The sequence below is a fragment of the Scandinavium sp. NPDC088450 genome, from assembly GCF_044900545.1.
Lineage (GTDB): Bacteria > Pseudomonadota > Gammaproteobacteria > Enterobacterales > Enterobacteriaceae > Scandinavium.
In genome coordinates this window covers 125,572-143,322 of sequence record NZ_JBJDNI010000009.1, presented here as the reverse complement: position 1 = coordinate 143,322, position 17,751 = coordinate 125,572, and the positions used below count along the sequence as shown (strand labels likewise).

Below are 17,751 nucleotides of genomic sequence, written 5' to 3'. Positions count from 1 at the left end.
GGAAAGTATCACCTGATATATACGGAAGGAATACTGAATAACTCTTATTTATTGTTCCGGATTTAACCCTATGCGCCAGCTCAACAGACTCAATCAGTTTCAACGCCTGTGGCAGCCCTCCTCCGGCGCGCCGCAGCAAATCACCGTCGCCGAACTGGCTGAACGCTGTTTTTGCAGTGAGCGGCATGTGCGAACATTATTACGCCAGGCCCAGGAAGCGGGTTGGCTAACCTGGCAGGCGCAGTCAGGCCGGGGAAAACGCGGCACGCTGACGTTTCAGGTCACGCCAGAAGCCCTGCGCAACGACATGATGGAACAGGCGCTCACGCAGGGCCAGCAGCAAAACGCGCTGGAACTGGCGCAGCTTAATGCGCCAGAGTTGCGCGCCTTGCTGCATCCTTTTCTGGGCGGACAATGGCAAAACAACACGCCAACACTGCGCATTCCTTATTACCGCCCGCTTGATTCACTGCAGCCGGGTTTTCTGCCAGGGCGCGCCGAGCAGCATCTGGCCGGGCAGATTTATTCCGGGCTGACCCGGTTCGGCATAGACAGCGATGAGCCCAGTGGCGATCTGGCGCATCACTGGGAGGTTTCCCCCGATGGTTTGCGCTGGCATTTTTACATTCGTTCAACGTTGCACTGGCACAACGGCGATCCTGTCGATACCGCTCAACTTCACCGACGCCTGGAGATGTTGCTGGCGCTTCCTGCGCTGCGAAAACTGTTCGCCAGCGTCCAGCAGATTGAAATGACGCACGCTCAGTGCCTGACGTTTACGCTGACTAAACCCGACTTCTGGCTGGCACATCGTCTGGCAAGCTATTGCAGCGTGCTGGCCCATCCGGATAACGTCACGCTGGGCACGGGTCCTTTTCGGCTGAAAATTTTTGAACCTGAACTGGTGCGCCTGGAAAGCCACAATCGCTATCACCTGAGCCACCCGCTATTGCAGGCGATTGAGTTCTGGATAACGCCTCAGCTTTTTGAGCAAGATTTGGGTACCAGTTGTCGACATCCGGTACAGATTGCCATTGGTGAACCCGATGAACTGCGTAAACTTCGGCTGGTCAGCGACAGCATCAGCCTCGGTTTTTGCTATCTCACTCAGCGTAAAAGCTCATGCCTCACCGCGGCCCAGGCACAAAAAATCATTGCCTTAATTCACCGCTCGTCGCTGATGGAGACCTTGCCTCTGGATGAAAATCTGATCACGCCTACCCATGAACTGCTGCCGGGATGGGATATTCCAGTGACGAAAGACGCTCCCGATGTCGCGTTTCCGTCAGCCCTGACCCTCGTCTACCACTTGCCTGTCGAGCTTCACACGATGGCCGAACAACTTCGTCTGGCCTTAGAGAAACTGGGCTGCAAACTGACGCTGATTTTCCATGATGCGAAAACCTGGGATGGCTGCGAGGCGTTAGCCCAGGCCGATTTGATGATGGGAGACCGGCTGATTGGGGAAGCGCCTGAATATACGCTTGAACAATGGCTGCGCTGCGATTCCCTCTGGGCGCAGGTGTTGAGCGAGGAACACTATGCCGAACTTCAGCAAACGCTGGATACCGTTCAGAGCCAAAAACAGCCCTCATCCCGGCATGCGGCGCTGAAACATGTTTTCCAGGATCTGATGGAAAATGCGGTACTGACGCCGCTCTTTAACTATCAATACAAGATAAGCGCGCCGCCGGGCGTCAATGGCATTCGCCTCAATGCCCGTGGCTGGTTTGAATTCACTGAAGCCTGGCTTCCGGCATCTGGCGCGTCGTGAAGCTGGTGGACACGACGCTCAGGCGCTACCATAGCGCTTTCCAAAAAGTTGACAGGATTTGCTATGAAACGCGCCGTGGTGGTGTTCAGCGGAGGTCAGGATTCGACAACATGTCTGGTCCAGGCTTTACAGCAGTATGATGAAGTACACTGTGTGACCTTTGATTATGGCCAGCGCCATCGTGCAGAGATCGACGTGGCTCGCGAACTGGCCCTGAAATTGGGTGCGCGAGCACATAAAGTGCTGGATGTCACCCTGTTGAACGAACTGGCGGTGAGCAGCCTGACTCGCGACAGCATCCCGGTGCCGGATTACGAACCAGAAGCCAACGGTATTCCCAATACCTTCGTGCCGGGCCGCAATATTCTGTTCCTGACCCTGACTGCGATTTACGCCTATCAGGTGAAAGCCGAAGCAGTGATTACCGGGGTCTGCGAAACAGATTTCTCTGGATACCCTGACTGCCGTGACGAATTCGTCAAAGCGCTGAACCACGCGGTTAATCTGGGCATGGCCAAAGAGATCCGCTTTGAAACGCCGCTGATGTGGATTGATAAAGCCGAAACCTGGGCGCTGGCCGATTACTGGGGCCAACTAGAGTTAGTCCGCAGTGAAACGCTCACCTGCTACAACGGCATCAAAGGCGATGGTTGCGGGCACTGTGCAGCATGCACGCTGCGCGCTAACGGGCTGAACCATTACCTGGCAGATAAAGCGGGCGTAATGGCGGCGATGAAGGCGAAAACCGGGCTGAAGTAAGAATGAAGTAAAGAGAGTTTCATCTGAACTCTCTTTATTATTTTCATTCAATGCGGAGTCACGGCGTCTGTTTGGTGATCTTTTCCAGTGCAACTTGTGCCAAAAAACCCGAACGACTTTTGTATTCAGGATGACGAGCCACACAGCGATCGATTCGATCGATTAACGATTTTGGCAACGTGACGTTAATTTTCTCTGATCCACCAAGTAAGCGCAGTACATCCACATCAATCAGAGCCCAGGTGAACCCTTTGAACTCGCTGTTGCCGGCCAGGTCATTCACCATTGAGACGTGCGGAATTTCCTCGCCAGCCTCAAGCAGTAATTCAATATGCGCGGTGATGGCTTCGTTAGCGTTAATGATCGCTTCATCCAGCGTGTCACCAGCAGAGAAACAACCGGGCAGATCAGGAACAATCACACCCCAGGCGTGATTTTCATCTCCACACTCGATGGCTATGGGAAAGTGCATATTATCTCCAGGATAGCTTGCGAGAATGATCGAGACCAGCCTGACGGCGAATACTCTTCACCGTGCCGACAGGTAAATCCTTTTTAGGGTGCGGGACAGTAACGAGCCCTGCAAAGTTCGGATGACGGAAGTGATGACGGCTTCCCGTCACCCGAACTAATTCCCACCCAGCAGCAAGCAATTCACTGATCAAATCCCTGCTGTTCATCCATGATATCCTGATATCAATTATAACTCCAATAACCCTGAGTGTTAATCGCTACTCCACCATCGCTTCCAGATGTTCGCGAAGTTCACCTTCCAGCGGCAGTGCTTTTTGCGTTTTCAGGTCGATGCAGACAAATGTAATTTGCGCGTCGGCAACGACTTCGCCTTCTGGCTCCAGCGTCACGACCTGGCTTAATACGCCGCTTTTGCCGTTAAGTTGCTGAACTTTGCTGGTGACAGTTAGCAAATCACCTAACACTGCCGGGCGGCGATAATTAATGTTGATGTTGACGACCACGAACGCGATGTGGTGTTGGGTCATCCATTGGAAGCCCGAACTGTTTTCCAGCCCATCCCAACGGGCCTCTTCGAGAAATTCGAGATAGCGGGCATTATTCACGTGTTGATAAACATCCAGGTGATACCCGCGTACTTTGATTTGTGTCTGCATAGCGCAATAGCCTTTCTTATTAATAGAGTCTTAATAGAGTCAGAGGTCGTACACTGGTACGACCTCTTCAGTCTGGCATTTTTTTGCTAGTGTGCAAACTCCTTCGCGAGTCAGAGCATCAGATGCGGCAGATTTCTTTCTACCAATGCGCCTCCCATGCCTGGTACCTGGCGCAGATCGTCGAGGGTTTTAAACGGGCCATACTCTTCGCGGTAGCTGACAATCGCCTGGGCCTTCTTCAACCCTACGCCGTTCATGGCACGCGCTAATTCTTCTGCGCTGGCGGTGTTGATGCTGACTTTGCCACTGTCGCTATTTTCGGGGGGCGCAGGTGTTTTTGCCGTAGCCGCAGGTGCAGCAGCTGCTTTGGTTTCTACCTGTGCTTTACTTGTGGATTGTGCCGCAATGGCCTGCGATCCGAGCGCTGAGAAAGCGACTGAGAGAGCAATAAGACAAACTTTGATTCCTGATTTCATGCTGTTATCTCCTTGTTTGTTGACAGCGAGGCCACCATAACCGGAGAAAAACACCAGCACAAAAGGCAATGTTCAGAATTGGAAAAGGCCGCGAAAGCGGCCTTTGAATTTTGCAGTACGTTACGAAAATCTGCGAGCGTGCTCGACGTTATTGCTGCTGTTGAACGATATCACCCAGCTTGATCTTCGCTTCTTTACGCAGGTTCGCCATCAGGGCTTCGAAGGCAATCTGGGCGTTGTTCTGGGTGATCCCCTGAACCATCGCTTTCTTCTGCTCTTCCGGCATGGTGCCGTCTTTCACTTCATCCAGCGACAGCAGAACCACGTTCCCCTGCATGTCAGAGCCCACGCCATAGCTTGGTTTATCTTTCTGCGGCAGCGGCAAGGTGAATGCAGCCTGGCTGATAGGATCCTGACCGGTACGGCTCAGGGTTTTCGCTGCGCTGAAGCTCAGATTAGCCGCTTTCATCGCATCGTCACCTTTACCCGCTTTCAGCTCAGCCAGCAGCTTGTCAGCATCCAGCTTCGCCTGCTGCTCTGCTTTGGTGTGCTTAACGATAGCAACAACCTGATCTTTGACTTCTGCCAGTGGTTTAACCGCTTCGGCTTTGTGCTCGCTCACGCGCAGAACAAAGGCACGATCGCCATCGACAGTGATGATGTCAGAGTTGCTGCCCGGTGTGCCGTTCTCACCCACCAGACCGCCATTGAAAATGGCATCGGAAACAGGTTTGAAGTTCAGCTCAGCTGGCAGGTTGTCGTGACCAAACCAGTCGGTTTCAACCACTTTTATACCTGCAACTTGTGCCGCGCCAGCCAGTGTCTCGTTGTCATTGCTGGCTGCTTCGCTCACTTTCTGCTGCAGAGCATAGTAAGCATCCAGCGCTTTTTCCTGTTTCACTTTCGCTGCGATGTCATCATGAACGTCTGCCAGCGGCTTCACTTTCGCTGGTTCAACATCATCAAGACGTGCGACCAGGAAGCCAACGGAAGATTTGATCACCCCGGAGAGCTGGCCTTTGTCTTTCAGACCGGCATTTTTCAGTTCATCTGGCGTGGTGGACGCTTCCAGCCAACCCATGTCACCGCCGTTTTTCGCGGAGATGATGTCGGTAGATTTCGCTTTGGCAACGTCAGCAAAGTTAGCGCCTTTGTTGATTTCGTCCAGTGCGGCTTTGGCGTCAGCTTCAGTTTTGGTCTGAATCACGCTGTAACGCACGCGCTGCGGCTGAGTGAACTGATCCTGATGCTGATCGTAGTAAGACTGGATATCGCTGTCAGAGGCGGTTTCCTGCATGCTCGCGGCATCCATCTTGATGTAGCTCACGCGGAACTGCTCTGGGGCAACGAACTGGTTTTTGTTCTGCTCGTAGTAGCCAGTGATTTCCTGATCGCTCACCTGCTGCTTCGCAGCCAGTGCATTCACATCAATGGTGGCTTCACGCACAACACGCTGCTGAGAAACCAGGGCAGCCAGTTGATTTGTTTCGCCCGGCAGCATGAATTCAGAGCCAACAATTGCGTTGATAAGCTGCTGGGTAACCAGTTGGTTACGCAGGGCCTGCGCGTACTGATCGGCGCTCATGCCCATCTGATTGACGATGCCGTTGAAACGATCGTTATCAAATTTGCCGTTCGACTGGAATGCCTGAGTCTGGAAGATGGCCTGTTTGACCTGAGCATCGCTGATGCCAAGGTTCAGGTGTTTGGCGTACTGATCCAGCAGCGCTTCGTCGATAAGACGGTTCAGCACCTGCTGACGCATGGTTGTCATGTAGTTTTCATTAGACGCCAGTTCAGAGAACTGATCGCCCAACTGCTGCTGCATACGGTTACGTTCGCTGGCAACGGCATTTTCAAACTGTGGTCGGCTAATTTCCTGACCGTTCACTTTCGCGGCGTAGGTACTGTTCCCGCCAATCAGGTAGCTGCTCACGCCGGTCAAAATGAACGACACGATAATGATACCGAAAATAATCTTGAGCACGACGCTGTTCGCGGCCGTACGTAAGGAGTCCATCATGGTGTAACAACGCTCCGCTGTAGGTGACTTTTTACCTCGCACAGCATAGCACGACTGGCGCTGCGCGTGAGGGCGTATTTTGACAAGAAAGGGGGGCAATTGTCAGCCTGCAAGTCACTTAAAAACAGAGAAAGTGTGGCTGGACAAATAAAAAAAGGCACATCAGATGATGCGCCCTTGTACTTCGTCACGTTCCCTTAACGGGAAAGCGATCAGTTTACCGCGTCTTTCAGTGCTTTACCTGCACGGAAACCCGGAACTTTGGCAGCAGCAATGGTGATCTCTTTACCTGTTTGCGGGTTGCGACCAGTACGGGCAGCACGCTCTTTAACAGCAAAAGTACCAAAACCTACCAGTGCAACGTCATCCCCAGCCTGCAGAGACTCGGTGACAGAAGCGATCAAAGCGTCTAACGCACGGCCAGCAGCAGCTTTAGAAATATCCGCACCCGCAGCAATTTTGTCAATCAGTTGAGATTTGTTCACTGTTCTCTTCCTCTCTTTATAATTTATATCGCACTGGAATCCTTCGCAGTGCGACGGCGCAGCAGTTATATCAGGAGTGTCATGCCCTTACAACACCCGTTGTCTATGACATACCCAACCAGCAATCTAAATTAGCTATACAAAAAAAGGCTGGCAAGTGCGAAATCACCTGCCAGCCCTGTTTTTCTTAACGCTATTTGCGCGAAGTCACTATTTTGCGGTTACAACCTGCATGCCGTAAGGCTCATTCTGCAGTGCAAGTGCCAGAACTTCCTCGATACGTTTCACAGGATGAATCTGCAAATCGGCAATCACGTTATCTGGAATGTCTTCCAAATCGCGTTTGTTCTCGTCCGGAATCAGAACAGTCTTAATGCCGCCACGGTGAGCCGCGAGCAGTTTTTCCTTCAGACCACCAATCGGCAGCACCAGGCCACGCAGGGTGATTTCACCCGTCATCGCCACGTCGGCACGCACCGGGTTACCCGTCAGACAGGACACCAAAGCGGTACACATGGCGATACCTGCGCTTGGGCCGTCTTTCGGCGTTGCGCCTTCAGGAACGTGAACATGGATGTCGCGTTTCTCGTAGAAGTCGCCATTAATGCCGAGTTTCTCCGCACGCGCGCGAACCACGGTCAGCGCAGCCTGAATGGATTCCTGCATCACTTCGCCCAGGGAACCGGTATACGTCAGCTTGCCTTTGCCTGGTACACACGCGGTTTCGATGGTCAGCAGATCGCCACCCACTTCCGTCCACGCAAGACCTGTAACCTGGCCAACACGGTTTTCATCATCCGCACGGCCATAGTCGAAGCGCTGCACGCCAAGGTAATCATGCAGATTCTCACCGTCGATGGTGATGTGCTTGAGCGTTTTATCCAGCAACAGCTGTTTCACCGCTTTACGGCACAGTTTGGAGATTTCACGCTCCAGGCTACGCACACCGGCTTCGCGAGTGTAGTAACGAATGATGCCGACAATCGCGCTGTCTTCGACGGTGATCTCGCCTTTTTTCAGGGCGTTACGCTCAATCTGTTTTGGCAACAGATGGCGTTTAGCGATGTTCAGCTTCTCATCTTCGGTGTAACCGGAAAGACGAATCACTTCCATACGATCCAGCAGCGGGGCTGGAATGTTCATGGAGTTAGAGGTCGCCACGAACATTACGTCGCTGAGATCGTAATCGACTTCCAGATAGTGATCGCTGAACGCCACGTTCTGTTCTGGATCAAGCACTTCCAGCAGAGCAGACGCCGGGTCACCACGCATGTCAGATGACATTTTGTCGATCTCATCCAGCAGGAACAGCGGGTTTTTCACGCCCACTTTCGCCATTTTCTGGATAAGTTTGCCCGGCATCGAACCGATGTAAGTACGACGGTGACCACGAATTTCAGCTTCATCACGCACGCCACCGAGTGCCATACGGATGTATTTACGACCGGTTGCTTTGGCAATGGACTGACCCAGAGAGGTTTTACCCACACCCGGAGGCCCTACCAGGCACAGAATCGGCCCTTTCAGTTTGTTCACGCGGCTCTGGACTGCGAGATACTCAAGGATGCGGTCTTTGACGCGCTCCAGACCATAATGGTCGGTATCGAGGATCTCTTGCGCCTGGCGCAGATCTTTTTTGACTTTGCTGCGTGCGTTCCACGGAACCTGCACCATCCAGTCAATGTAGCCACGAACGACAGTCGCTTCCGCCGACATCGGAGACATCATTTTCAGCTTCTGCAGCTCAGCTTCGGCCTTCTCTTTTGCCTCTTTTGGCATCTTAGCGGCGTCAATCTTACGCTTCAGCGCTTCGTTTTCGTCTGGCGCATCGTCCATCTCGCCGAGTTCTTTCTGAATGGCTTTCATTTGCTCGTTCAGATAGTACTCGCGCTGGGATTTCTCCATCTGCTTTTTGACGCGATTGCGAATGCGTTTCTCAACCTGCAGCAGGTCGATTTCCGATTCCATCATCGCCATCAGGTATTCCAGACGTTCGTTGATGTCGGACATCTCCAGCACAGACTGTTTGTCCGAAAGCTTGAGCGGCATGTGCGCAGCGATGGTGTCCGCCAGACGAGCCGGATCGTCGATGCTGTTCAGCGACGTCAGCACTTCCGGTGGGATTTTCTTGTTGAGCTTGATGTAGCCTTCGAACTGGCTGATGGCGGTGCGTACCAGCACCTCCTGCTCACGCTCTTCGATAACCGGAGACTCAAGGTACTCCGCTTTCGCCGAGAAATGCTCGCCGTTGTCAGACAGTGCGGAAATACGCGCACGCTGCAGGCCTTCAACCAGCACTTTGACAGTGCCGTCAGGCAGTTTCAGCATCTGTAAAATAGAGGCCACGGTCCCGACGGTGAAAAGATCGTTTACACCCGGCTCATCCGTTGACGCGTCTTTTTGAGCGACCAGCATGATTTTTTTATCATGGTCCATGGCCGCTTCCAGACAACGGATAGATTTTTCCCGCCCTACAAATAAGGGAATGACCATATGCGGATAAACCACCACATCGCGCAATGGCAATACGGGGATTTCAATGCGTTCAGAACGCTCAGGATTCATAGAGCTCTCTCTTAGTTTAATGTCCGCCAGGTAGTCGATGGCGCCACTGGCTTTACGCCACCGTTAACATGTAATCCAGTATATGGGGATGTTTCCCACACATTCAACGCCAGGTATGCAGGAAAAGTAAAAGGGGGATAAAATATCCCCCTTTTGGTTAACTGACTGAGTAATTTGGTGAATTATTCGCCAGATGCCTGCTGTGTTTCACTGGTGCCATACATCAGCAGCGGCTTAGTTTGCCCTTCGATGACGGACTCATCGATAACCACTTTTTCAACGTCTTCCATAGAAGGCAGATCGTACATGGTATCGAGCAATGCAGCTTCAACGATTGAACGCAGACCACGGGCACCGGTTTTACGGGCCATCGCTTTGCGAGCAATCGCATCCAGCGCTTCATCACGGAATTCCAGATCCACGCCTTCGAGATTAAACAGCGCCTGATACTGCTTGGTCAGGGCGTTTTTCGGCTCTTTCAGAATCTGAATCAGTGCGTCTTCGCTCAGCTCATTCAGGGTTGCAACCACGGGCAGACGGCCAATGAATTCCGGGATAAGACCGAATTTGATCAAATCTTCCGGCTCGACCTGCTCCAGCAGCTCACCTTCGTTAGCTTTTTCAGATTTCGCTTTCACCGTCGCGCCAAAGCCGATACCTGAACCAGTTTCAACGCGGTTAGCGATGACTTTATCGAGGCCAGCAAATGCACCGCCACAGATAAAGAGGATCTTCGAGGTATCAACCTGCAGGAATTCCTGCTGTGGATGCTTACGGCCACCCTGCGGCGGAACAGCGGCTACGGTGCCTTCGATAAGCTTCAGCAGAGCCTGCTGTACGCCTTCGCCGGACACGTCGCGGGTAATCGACGGGTTATCCGATTTACGGGAAATTTTGTCGATTTCATCGATATAGACGATGCCGCGCTGCGCTTTCTGTACGTCGTAATCGCACTTCTGCAGCAGTTTCTGGATGATGTTTTCCACGTCTTCACCCACATAACCGGCTTCGGTCAGGGTGGTGGCATCCGCCATGGTAAAGGGCACGTCCAGCAGACGAGCGAGCGTTTCCGCCAGCAGCGTTTTACCGGAACCGGTTGGGCCAATCAGCAGAATGTTACTTTTGCCGAGTTCTACGCCGTTGCTGGTATCGCCGTTACGCAGACGCTTGTAGTGGTTATATACCGCCACCGCCAGCACTTTTTTCGCCCTTTCCTGACCGATAACATAATCGTCAAGGTGATGGCGGATTTCATGCGGCGTGGGTAATGCACTACGTTCACGATGCGGAGCGACTTCTTTGATTTCTTCGCGAATGATGTCGTTACATAAATCAACGCATTCGTCGCAGATATACACGGACGGCCCGGCGATCAGCTTACGCACTTCATGCTGGCTTTTGCCGCAAAAAGAGCAATACAACAGTTTGCCTGAACCATCTTTGCGTTTATCTGTCATGAGTCCAAACCTCTTTCTAAGTTCTTTGTGCCGCACATGACGACGCAAATGCCCGTCTTCGCGGAATGCCGCCTTCTACAGTATATACCCTAAATAATTCATGTTGCAGGAAGGCGTCAAGGGAACTCATCCCCAGGAGCTTACTAAAGTAAGTGACTGGGGTGAGTGAGTGCAGCCAACGCACCTGCCGCTTGAAGAATGACGGGTATAGCGGCACTCGGCGAGCTGGCATTATTTACGATGGGTCAAAATGGAGTCGACCAGACCGTACTCCACCGCTTCTGATGCTGAGAGGAAGCGATCGCGTTCGGTGTCGCGCTCGATCTGCTCAAGAGAGTGACCCGTGTGTTGCGCCATAAGTTCATTCATGCGCGCTTTAACTTTCAGGATTTCTTTGGCGTGGATTTCGATATCCGTCGCCTGGCCCTGGTAACCACCCAGCGGCTGGTGAATCATCACGCGAGAGTTAGGCAGGCAGAAACGCTTACCTTTTGCGCCCGCGGTCAGCAGGAAGGCGCCCATCGAGCACGCCTGGCCCATACAAATGGTGCTGACGTCCGGCTTGATGAACTGCATGGTGTCATAGATAGACATGCCTGCGGTGATCACGCCGCCTGGGGAGTTGATGTACAGGTAAATGTCTTTTTCCGGGTTTTCCGCTTCCAGAAACAGCATCTGCGCTACGATCAGGTTCGCCATGTGGTCTTCCACCTGGCCGGTCAGAAAGATAACGCGCTCCTTGAGCAGACGGGAGTAGATATCAAAAGAACGTTCACCGCGAGAGGTCTGTTCGATGACCATGGGCACCAGGGCCATATGGGGTGCAAAGTTATCTCGTTCGCCACTGTATGACATGTCCGTCTCCTGGATAAATAGTGAAATTACCTGCTGTACTGATTGTAACCTTGCGGACGGATCATCAGCCAGTCGATCTGTTACTTCCCCTTTTATGGGGTTGCTACTGCCGTATTTCAAGCATAACAATATTTTGGTGTTACGCTAACACCGAAACACTGTTTTGGCACGTTCAGGCGTCCTATTACTGCAATAAAAAAACCCGCCACCAAAAGGTAACGGGTTTTCGCTCAAACTTTAAACGACAGGGGCGTTAATTACGCCTGCTGGTTCATCAGTTCGTTGAAAGAAGTGGCTTTTTCAGACACTTTCGCTTTGTTCAGAACGGCTTCAACAGCCTGCTCTTCCAGTGCGACGTTACGCATGTTGTCCATCAGCTCTTTGTTCTTGCTGTAGAACTCGATAACTTCTTTCGGATCTTCGTACGCGGAAGCCATTTCTTCGATCAGGCCTTTCACACGGTCTTCGTCAGCTTTCAGCTCGTGGGTGCGAATCACTTCGCCCAGCAGCAGGCCAACCACAACGCGGCGTTTAGCTTGTTCTTCAAACAGTTCGCGTGGCAGTTCCATCGCTTGCTTAGCGTTGCCGCCAAAGCGCTGTGCCGCCTGCTGACGCAGAACGTCAACTTCGCTGTCGATCAGGGCCGCTGGCACGTCGATGTTGTTGGCGTTAACCAGACCTTCGATTGCCTGAGACTTGATGCGGTTTTTAACAGCACCTTTCAGCTCGCGTTCCATGTTCTTACGCACTTCAGCACGCAGACCGGCTACGGAACCATCTTCCACGCCGAAACGCTTGATGAATTCTTCAGTCAGTTCTGGCAGCTCACGCTCTTCCACTTTCTTCAGGTTAATAACGAACTTAGCCGCTTTACCTTTCAGATTTTCAGCGTGGTACTCTTCCGGGAAGGTCACGTCGATGGTGAACTCTTCGCCAGCTTTGTGGCCTTTGATACCGTCTTCAAAGCCTGGGATCATACGACCCTGACCCATTGCCAGTACGAAATCAGTGGCTTTGCCGCCTTCGAATTCTTCGCCGTCTACAGAACCGGTGAAGTCAACGGTGACGCGATCTTCATCGGCTACCGCGCCTTCTTTATCTTTCCAGGTTGCCTGCTGCTTACGCAGGGTGTCCAGCATGCCGTCAACGTCAGCATCGGTCACTTCAACCATTGGTTTTTCAACTTCGATGGCGTCCAGACCCTGCAGTTCGACTTCTGGGTACACTTCGAACTCAACGGAGTAAGTGAAGTCTTCGCCCAGTTTGTATTCACCCGGAACGTAGTTCGGGGCACCGGCTGGGTTGATTTTCTCTTTGATGATCGCATCAACGAAGTTGCGGCTCATCAGGTCACCCAGCACGTCCTGGCGAACAGAGGCGCCATAACGCTGAGCAACAACATTCATCGGTACTTTCCCTTTACGGAAACCGTCGATGCGAACTTTTTTCGCTACGTTGACCAGCTCGCTTTTTACAGCGTTTTCGATGCTGTCAGCAGCGATAGTAATCGTTACACGGCGGCCAAGGCCCTGAGTGGTTTCAACTGAAACTTGCATCTTGTTACCTCAAAAAAATCACAGTGCTCGGTCAACTCTGGAAGCGCGTATCGCGAACTTCGCAGAACCGGGATGTTCCCTTCTGTACAGAAGACCATTCCCTGTTGCCAGAATCATCCCGAAGACATTCCGAAAATAAGACGCAGCATTATAGCGGCATCACTGGAGTGAGTCGAGAACGGGAATGGTGCAGCGATGCGCCATTTTTCACATTTTTGAGGTAAATTTGACCTGAAAAAAGCATTACCCGCTCAAATCTCATGCAAAACAAAACGGCCCGCAGGCCGTTAGAGACTTCTGACAAAGCAATACACAAACAGACTCACTCCGCGAAAACGATCATTAAACCTATACTCGGCAGCAAGTCAGTGTGTTGACTTTCCCTACTAAAACAGGAAAAACCACGTTTTTTCCTGTTTTATGTCCACAGCATGAAACGGCCCGCAGGCCGTTTCTCATTAATCTGTACGCAACATACTGGAAAAGTTCCGGCTGTTGCAAATGTGAATTTACGCGATAGTGCCCGCTCCGCGACACGGCGGAGAGGCAAACACGGTGTCCTGTAACCCTTCCCACTCTTTTACGGTGTAGGTGTGCAGTGCCAGCGCATGTACGGTGCTGGACAATTCAGCGGTTAAGGTCCCGTAAATCATGCGATGACGGTTGAGGAAACGCTCTCCGGCAAAACAGTCGCTAACCAGTACGACTTTGAAATGGCTTTCAGAGCCCGCCGGGACATTGTGGCGATAACTTTCGTCGACCACTTCGAGGAATAAGGGTGAAAACGCCGCCCTTAATTTTTCTTCTATCTGTTCACGTATCATCATGAATTTACTCCTCCGACAACGCTGAGATGCCGCCCTTCCCTTTAAATGTTAGCCGCTTTTACCGTTTCCATTACATGAAGACAACAAAAATTTAGCTTTCGTCTGTTTCTCTCACGCAAAGGGATGAAGTTTGCTTCTTTTGCCATCCGATTCCTCGCAAAAATCAGCAGGAAATTGTGCCTGTGTTCAGAAATCACTCAACACGATGAATTTACATGCGTTGCCCACTTCCCCTCTCTGATGGCGATGTTATGATGGCGGGAATTTTTCGCCCGTAGAAAATTTTGCCCGTTGAACCACAGTGACGCTGAGAGCCAAAACATGTTAAAAAAAATCCTCTTCCCGTTGGTTGCGATGTTTATGCTGGCCGGTTGTGCCAAGCCGCAAACCACCATCGACGTATCGCCTAAAATTACCCTGCCTTCACAGGACCCAAGCCTGATGGGCGTGACCGTCAGCATCAATGGCGCCGATCAGCGTCAGGACCAGGCGCTGGCGAAAGTCACCCGTGATAACCAGCTGGTAACCCTGACCGCTTCCCGCGATCTGCGTTTCCTGCTGCAGGAAGTGCTTGAGAAACAAATGACCGCCCGTGGCTACATGATTGGCCCGAACGGCGCCGTTGATCTGCAAGTCATCGTTAACAACCTGTACGCTGACGTGTCTCAGGGCAACGTTCGCTACAACATCGCGACCAAAGCAGACATCGCCATCATCGCGACCGCGAAAAACGGCAACAAGATGACCAAAAACTACCGCGCGAGCTATCAGGTTGAAGGCGCATTCACCGCCAATAACCAGAACATCGCTAACGCCGTGAACAGCGTGCTGACGGATACCATTTCCGATATGGCACAGGACACCAGCGTTCACGACTTCATCAAGCAAAACGCTCGTTAAGTTGATTCTGACCCGGTTCCGGCCGGGTCAGTCATCTAAAGCCCATGTCAAATCACTACCTGCGCATCTTCCAGCAACCTAAATCAGCCATTCTGCTGATCCTCGGCTTCGCCTCTGGCCTGCCTCTGGCGTTGACGTCCGGCACGCTTCAGGCATGGATGACCGTCGAGAACATCGATCTCAAAACCATCGGTTTCTTCTCGCTCGTCGGCCAGGCCTACGTCTTTAAGTTCCTGTGGTCACCGATGATGGACCGCTACACGCCGCCGTTCCTGGGCCGTCGTCGCGGTTGGTTATTAACGACTCAGGTACTGTTGCTGGTAGCCATTGCCGCCATGGGCTTTCTCGAACCGTCGAGTCAGTTACGCTGGATGGCCGCGCTGGCGGTAGTGATAGCTTTCTGTTCCGCCTCGCAAGATATCGTGTTCGATGCCTGGAAAACGGATGTGCTGCCGCCGGAAGAGCGTGGCACAGGTGCGGCAATAAGCGTGCTGGGTTATCGCCTGGCGATGCTGGTTTCCGGCGGTCTGGCACTGTGGCTGGCCGATCAATGGCTTGGCTGGCAAGCGATGTACTGGCTGATGGCCGCGCTGATGATCCCCTGCATCATCGCCACCTTAATGGCGCCGGAGCCCAGCGACGTTATTCCTGCTCCGAAAACGCTGGAGCAAGCGGTGGCTGAACCGCTGCTGGATTTCTTTGGCCGCAATAACGCCTGGCTGATTCTGTTGCTGATCGTCCTTTATAAGCTGGGCGATGCGTTTGCCATGAGTCTGACCACCACTTTTCTGATCCGCGGCGTCGGCTTTGATGCCGGTGAAGTGGGCGTGGTGAATAAAACGTTGGGGCTGTTTGCCACCATCCTCGGCGCGCTGTATGGCGGCGTGCTGATGCAGCGTTTGTCGCTGTTCAGGGCTTTGCTGATTTTCGGTATTTTGCAGGGTGCGTCAAACGCGGGTTACTGGCTGCTGTCGGTCACCGACAAGAGCATGCTCAGCATGGGCACCGCCGTCTTCTTCGAAAACCTGTGCGGCGGGATGGGTACCTCGGCGTTTGTTGCCTTATTAATGACCCTCTGCAACAAGTCGTTTTCTGCAACACAGTTTGCCCTGCTTTCTGCCCTGTCTGCCGTTGGCCGTGTTTATGTCGGCCCAATTGCCGGTTGGTTTGTGGAAGCGCACGGCTGGCCAACCTTTTATATGTTCTCTGTCGTTTCTGCCGTTCCCGGTATTTTACTGCTGCTGCTGTGTCGTCAGACGCTGGAATACACCTGGCAAACAGAAAGCTTTATGCCACGCACGGAATTTAAATCGGCCTATTCTTTGGCGCTGTTGATTCTGACCGTGGGCTGTCTTGTTCTCGCGGTCTGGCTTCTGCTGCTGGTGTTGAACGCCCTGGATCTGACCAACTTCTCCTTCCTCACCGGCATGCTGGAAGTCGGCGCTTTTATTGCCATTGGCGGCATTGTCTTTGGCGGCCTTTTGGATGCGCTGGCATTACGGAAAACACGCCTTGCCTGAACAATAAATAAGCGAAATAGCGGTTGTAATCACCTCGAGTAATTATAACGGCCGTCAGTCATTCATTTTTTCCGATTGTTATTTTGTGCGTTATCAAATTTCGGAAATTACTGGCGCTTTTCGCGTTTCGGCTTATTTCCTTAACCGATTCAGCTTGAGGCCGTTTATTTTATTGTTTTTTCATTGTCGTTTATTTGATAATTTATTGTTAATTATTTGTTTGTTTTTAGCGCCATTTATAGCCCAAGCTCCAGAAACCAGATTAATCAGCCCCATTTAGTTATAACGCAGCGCGAATGCGCTATCCGCCTGGATTTTAGACATAATCGGTAACATCTGTGACAGCCCCGGCAGAACCCGGTAACAGGCCAAAGACACTTCTCCAATCATGTTTACAGTAATGTAACCTTCCCGTAAAATGCCCCCACACTTTAAACGCCACCAGATCCCGTGGAATTGAGGTCGTTAATGAGACTCAGGAAATACAATAAAAGTTTGGGATGGTTGTCATTACTCGCAGGCACTGTATTACTCAGTGGCTGTGATTCTGCGCTACTTGACCCCAAAGGACAGATTGGACTGGAGCAACGTTCTTTGATACTGACGGCTTTTGGCCTGATGTTGATTGTCGTTATTCCCGCCATCTTGATGGCAGTTGGTTTCGCCTGGAAGTACCGCGCGAGCAATAAAGATGCGAAGTATAGCCCTAACTGGTCACACTCCAATAAAGTGGAAGCTGTGGTCTGGACGGTCCCTATCCTTATCATCCTGTTCCTTGCCGTTCTCACCTGGAAGACCACTCACGCGCTTGAGCCTAGCAAACCGCTGGCCCATGACGAAAAACCAGTGACCATCGAAGTGGTCTCCATGGACTGGAAATGGTTCTTCATTTATCCGGAACAGGGTATTGCGACTGTTAACGAAATCGCCTTCCCGGCGAACGTGCCAGTCCAGTTCAAAGTTACCTCCAACTCCGTGATGAACTCGTTCTTTATCCCGCGTTTGGGTAGCCAGATTTATGCGATGGCCGGTATGCAGACTAACCTGCACCTGATCGCCAATGAAGCAGGCACCTACGACGGTATCTCCGCCAGCTACAGTGGTCCGGGCTTCTCTGGAATGAAGTTCAAAGCCATTGCTACACCTGATCGCGCTGGTTTCGATCAGTGGGTCGCGAAGGTCAAACAGTCTCAGGGCACCATGAACGATATGGCGACCTATGAAAAACTGGCTGCACCGAGCGAATACAACAAGGTGGAATACTTCTCCAGCGTGAAACCTGATTTGTTCAAAGATGTGATTAACAAATACATGGGTCACGGTCACATGGACATGAGCCAACCTGCCGGTGAGCACGCCTCACACGAAGGGATGGAAGGCATGGACATGAGTCACGCGGAAACCGCTCACTAAGGGGCCGAGGA

Annotated in this window: 16 protein-coding genes; 5 read left to right on the top strand and 11 right to left on the bottom strand. The window is 52.1% G+C overall.

The features are described from left to right. The first annotated feature begins 70 nt into the window (after positions 1–70). Positions 71–1,774, top strand: a complete 1,704-nt coding sequence (locus ACI2I2_RS10810) for an SgrR family transcriptional regulator (protein WP_404657918.1) — start codon at positions 71–73, stop codon at positions 1,772–1,774. Positions 1,775–1,837: 63 nt separating this feature from the next. Beyond that, complete coding sequence (gene queC / locus ACI2I2_RS10805) at positions 1,838–2,533, top strand: 7-cyano-7-deazaguanine synthase QueC (protein WP_404657917.1); 696 nt, start codon at positions 1,838–1,840, stop codon at positions 2,531–2,533. A gap of 58 nt (positions 2,534–2,591) precedes the next feature. Here queC and ACI2I2_RS10800 read toward each other — a convergent pair whose 3' ends face one another. The 11 genes from ACI2I2_RS10800 to bolA form a co-directional block, all read right to left on the bottom strand. Then, the gene (locus ACI2I2_RS10800; RefSeq protein ID WP_404657916.1) at positions 2,592–3,005 is read right to left on the bottom strand and encodes a type II toxin-antitoxin system HicB family antitoxin; all 414 of its coding nucleotides are present in this window, start codon (positions 3,003–3,005) and stop codon (positions 2,592–2,594) included. Position 3,006: 1 nt separating this feature from the next. After that, a complete protein-coding gene (locus ACI2I2_RS10795; protein WP_404657915.1) occupies positions 3,007–3,213 on the bottom strand; it encodes a type II toxin-antitoxin system HicA family toxin in 207 nt (68 codons plus the stop codon). 51 nt (positions 3,214–3,264) lie between these two features. Further along, the gene (locus tag ACI2I2_RS10790; RefSeq protein ID WP_330983127.1) at positions 3,265–3,663 is read right to left on the bottom strand and encodes a YbgC/FadM family acyl-CoA thioesterase; all 399 of its coding nucleotides are present in this window, start codon (positions 3,661–3,663) and stop codon (positions 3,265–3,267) included. Positions 3,664–3,773: 110 nt separating this feature from the next. Further along, positions 3,774–4,139 carry a ComEA family DNA-binding protein gene (locus tag ACI2I2_RS10785; RefSeq protein WP_404657913.1) on the bottom strand — a complete coding sequence of 122 codons (366 nt, stop codon included), beginning with the start codon at positions 4,137–4,139 and terminating at the stop codon, positions 3,774–3,776. A gap of 148 nt (positions 4,140–4,287) precedes the next feature. Next, complete coding sequence (gene ppiD, locus ACI2I2_RS10780) at positions 4,288–6,162, bottom strand: peptidylprolyl isomerase (RefSeq protein ID WP_404657912.1); 1,875 nt, start codon at positions 6,160–6,162, stop codon at positions 4,288–4,290. A gap of 212 nt (positions 6,163–6,374) precedes the next feature. After that, positions 6,375–6,647, bottom strand: a complete 273-nt coding sequence (hupB, locus tag ACI2I2_RS10775) for a nucleoid-associated protein HU-beta (RefSeq protein ID WP_002444653.1) — start codon at positions 6,645–6,647, stop codon at positions 6,375–6,377. Between the two features lie 210 nt (positions 6,648–6,857). After that, the gene (gene lon, locus ACI2I2_RS10770; protein ID WP_404657911.1) at positions 6,858–9,212 is read right to left on the bottom strand and encodes an endopeptidase La; all 2,355 of its coding nucleotides are present in this window, start codon (positions 9,210–9,212) and stop codon (positions 6,858–6,860) included. A 182-nt stretch (positions 9,213–9,394) separates the two neighbouring features. Next, positions 9,395–10,669: an ATP-dependent protease ATP-binding subunit ClpX gene (gene clpX, locus ACI2I2_RS10765; RefSeq protein WP_404657910.1), complete on the bottom strand. Its 1,275-nt coding sequence runs from the start codon at positions 10,667–10,669 to the stop codon at positions 9,395–9,397. Between the two features lie 231 nt (positions 10,670–10,900). Next, positions 10,901–11,524, bottom strand: a complete 624-nt coding sequence (gene clpP / locus ACI2I2_RS10760) for an ATP-dependent Clp endopeptidase proteolytic subunit ClpP (RefSeq protein ID WP_404657909.1) — start codon at positions 11,522–11,524, stop codon at positions 10,901–10,903. Positions 11,525–11,781: 257 nt separating this feature from the next. Continuing rightward, on the bottom strand, positions 11,782–13,080 hold the full coding sequence (gene tig / locus ACI2I2_RS10755; RefSeq protein ID WP_404657908.1) for a trigger factor: 1,299 nt from the start codon (positions 13,078–13,080) through the stop codon (positions 11,782–11,784). Between the two features lie 509 nt (positions 13,081–13,589). Then, a complete protein-coding gene (gene bolA, locus ACI2I2_RS10750; protein ID WP_404657907.1) occupies positions 13,590–13,907 on the bottom strand; it encodes a transcriptional regulator BolA in 318 nt (105 codons plus the stop codon). A 321-nt stretch (positions 13,908–14,228) separates the two neighbouring features. Here bolA and ACI2I2_RS10745 point away from each other — a divergent pair, with 321 nt between their 5' ends. From ACI2I2_RS10745 to cyoA, 3 genes are all read left to right on the top strand, one after another. Further along, positions 14,229–14,807, top strand: a complete 579-nt coding sequence (locus ACI2I2_RS10745) for a lipoprotein (RefSeq protein WP_330983119.1) — start codon at positions 14,229–14,231, stop codon at positions 14,805–14,807. 44 nt (positions 14,808–14,851) lie between these two features. Then, on the top strand, positions 14,852–16,327 hold the full coding sequence (gene ampG, locus ACI2I2_RS10740; protein ID WP_404657906.1) for a muropeptide MFS transporter AmpG: 1,476 nt from the start codon (positions 14,852–14,854) through the stop codon (positions 16,325–16,327). Positions 16,328–16,795: 468 nt separating this feature from the next. Continuing rightward, the gene (gene cyoA, locus ACI2I2_RS10735) at positions 16,796–17,740 is read left to right on the top strand and encodes a cytochrome o ubiquinol oxidase subunit II (protein WP_404657905.1); all 945 of its coding nucleotides are present in this window, start codon (positions 16,796–16,798) and stop codon (positions 17,738–17,740) included. The last annotated feature ends 11 nt before the right edge of the window (positions 17,741–17,751 follow it).

Excerpts from the sequence above, each read along its gene's own strand:
- ACI2I2_RS10795 (WP_404657915.1), bottom strand. The coding sequence starts at position 3,213 with ATGAACAGCAGGGATTTGATCAGTGAATTGCTTGCTGCTGGGTGGGAA.
- lon (WP_404657911.1), bottom strand. The coding sequence starts at position 9,212 with ATGAATCCTGAGCGTTCTGAACGCATTGAAATCCCCGTATTGCCATTG.
- bolA (WP_404657907.1), bottom strand. The coding sequence starts at position 13,907 with ATGATGATACGTGAACAGATAGAAGAAAAATTAAGGGCGGCGTTTTCA.
- ppiD (WP_404657912.1), bottom strand. The coding sequence starts at position 6,162 with ATGATGGACTCCTTACGTACGGCCGCGAACAGCGTCGTGCTCAAGATT.
- ACI2I2_RS10790 (WP_330983127.1), bottom strand. The coding sequence starts at position 3,663 with ATGCAGACACAAATCAAAGTACGCGGGTATCACCTGGATGTTTATCAA.
- ACI2I2_RS10745 (WP_330983119.1), top strand. The coding sequence starts at position 14,229 with ATGTTAAAAAAAATCCTCTTCCCGTTGGTTGCGATGTTTATGCTGGCC.
- clpX (WP_404657910.1), bottom strand. The coding sequence starts at position 10,669 with ATGACAGATAAACGCAAAGATGGTTCAGGCAAACTGTTGTATTGCTCT.
- queC (WP_404657917.1), top strand. The coding sequence starts at position 1,838 with ATGAAACGCGCCGTGGTGGTGTTCAGCGGAGGTCAGGATTCGACAACA.
- clpP (WP_404657909.1), bottom strand. The coding sequence starts at position 11,524 with ATGTCATACAGTGGCGAACGAGATAACTTTGCACCCCATATGGCCCTG.
- ACI2I2_RS10810 (WP_404657918.1), top strand. The coding sequence starts at position 71 with ATGCGCCAGCTCAACAGACTCAATCAGTTTCAACGCCTGTGGCAGCCC.
- cyoA (WP_404657905.1), top strand. The coding sequence starts at position 16,796 with ATGAGACTCAGGAAATACAATAAAAGTTTGGGATGGTTGTCATTACTC.
- ACI2I2_RS10800 (WP_404657916.1), bottom strand. The coding sequence starts at position 3,005 with ATGCACTTTCCCATAGCCATCGAGTGTGGAGATGAAAATCACGCCTGG.
- ACI2I2_RS10785 (WP_404657913.1), bottom strand. The coding sequence starts at position 4,139 with ATGAAATCAGGAATCAAAGTTTGTCTTATTGCTCTCTCAGTCGCTTTC.
- tig (WP_404657908.1), bottom strand. The coding sequence starts at position 13,080 with ATGCAAGTTTCAGTTGAAACCACTCAGGGCCTTGGCCGCCGTGTAACG.
- ampG (WP_404657906.1), top strand. The coding sequence starts at position 14,852 with ATGTCAAATCACTACCTGCGCATCTTCCAGCAACCTAAATCAGCCATT.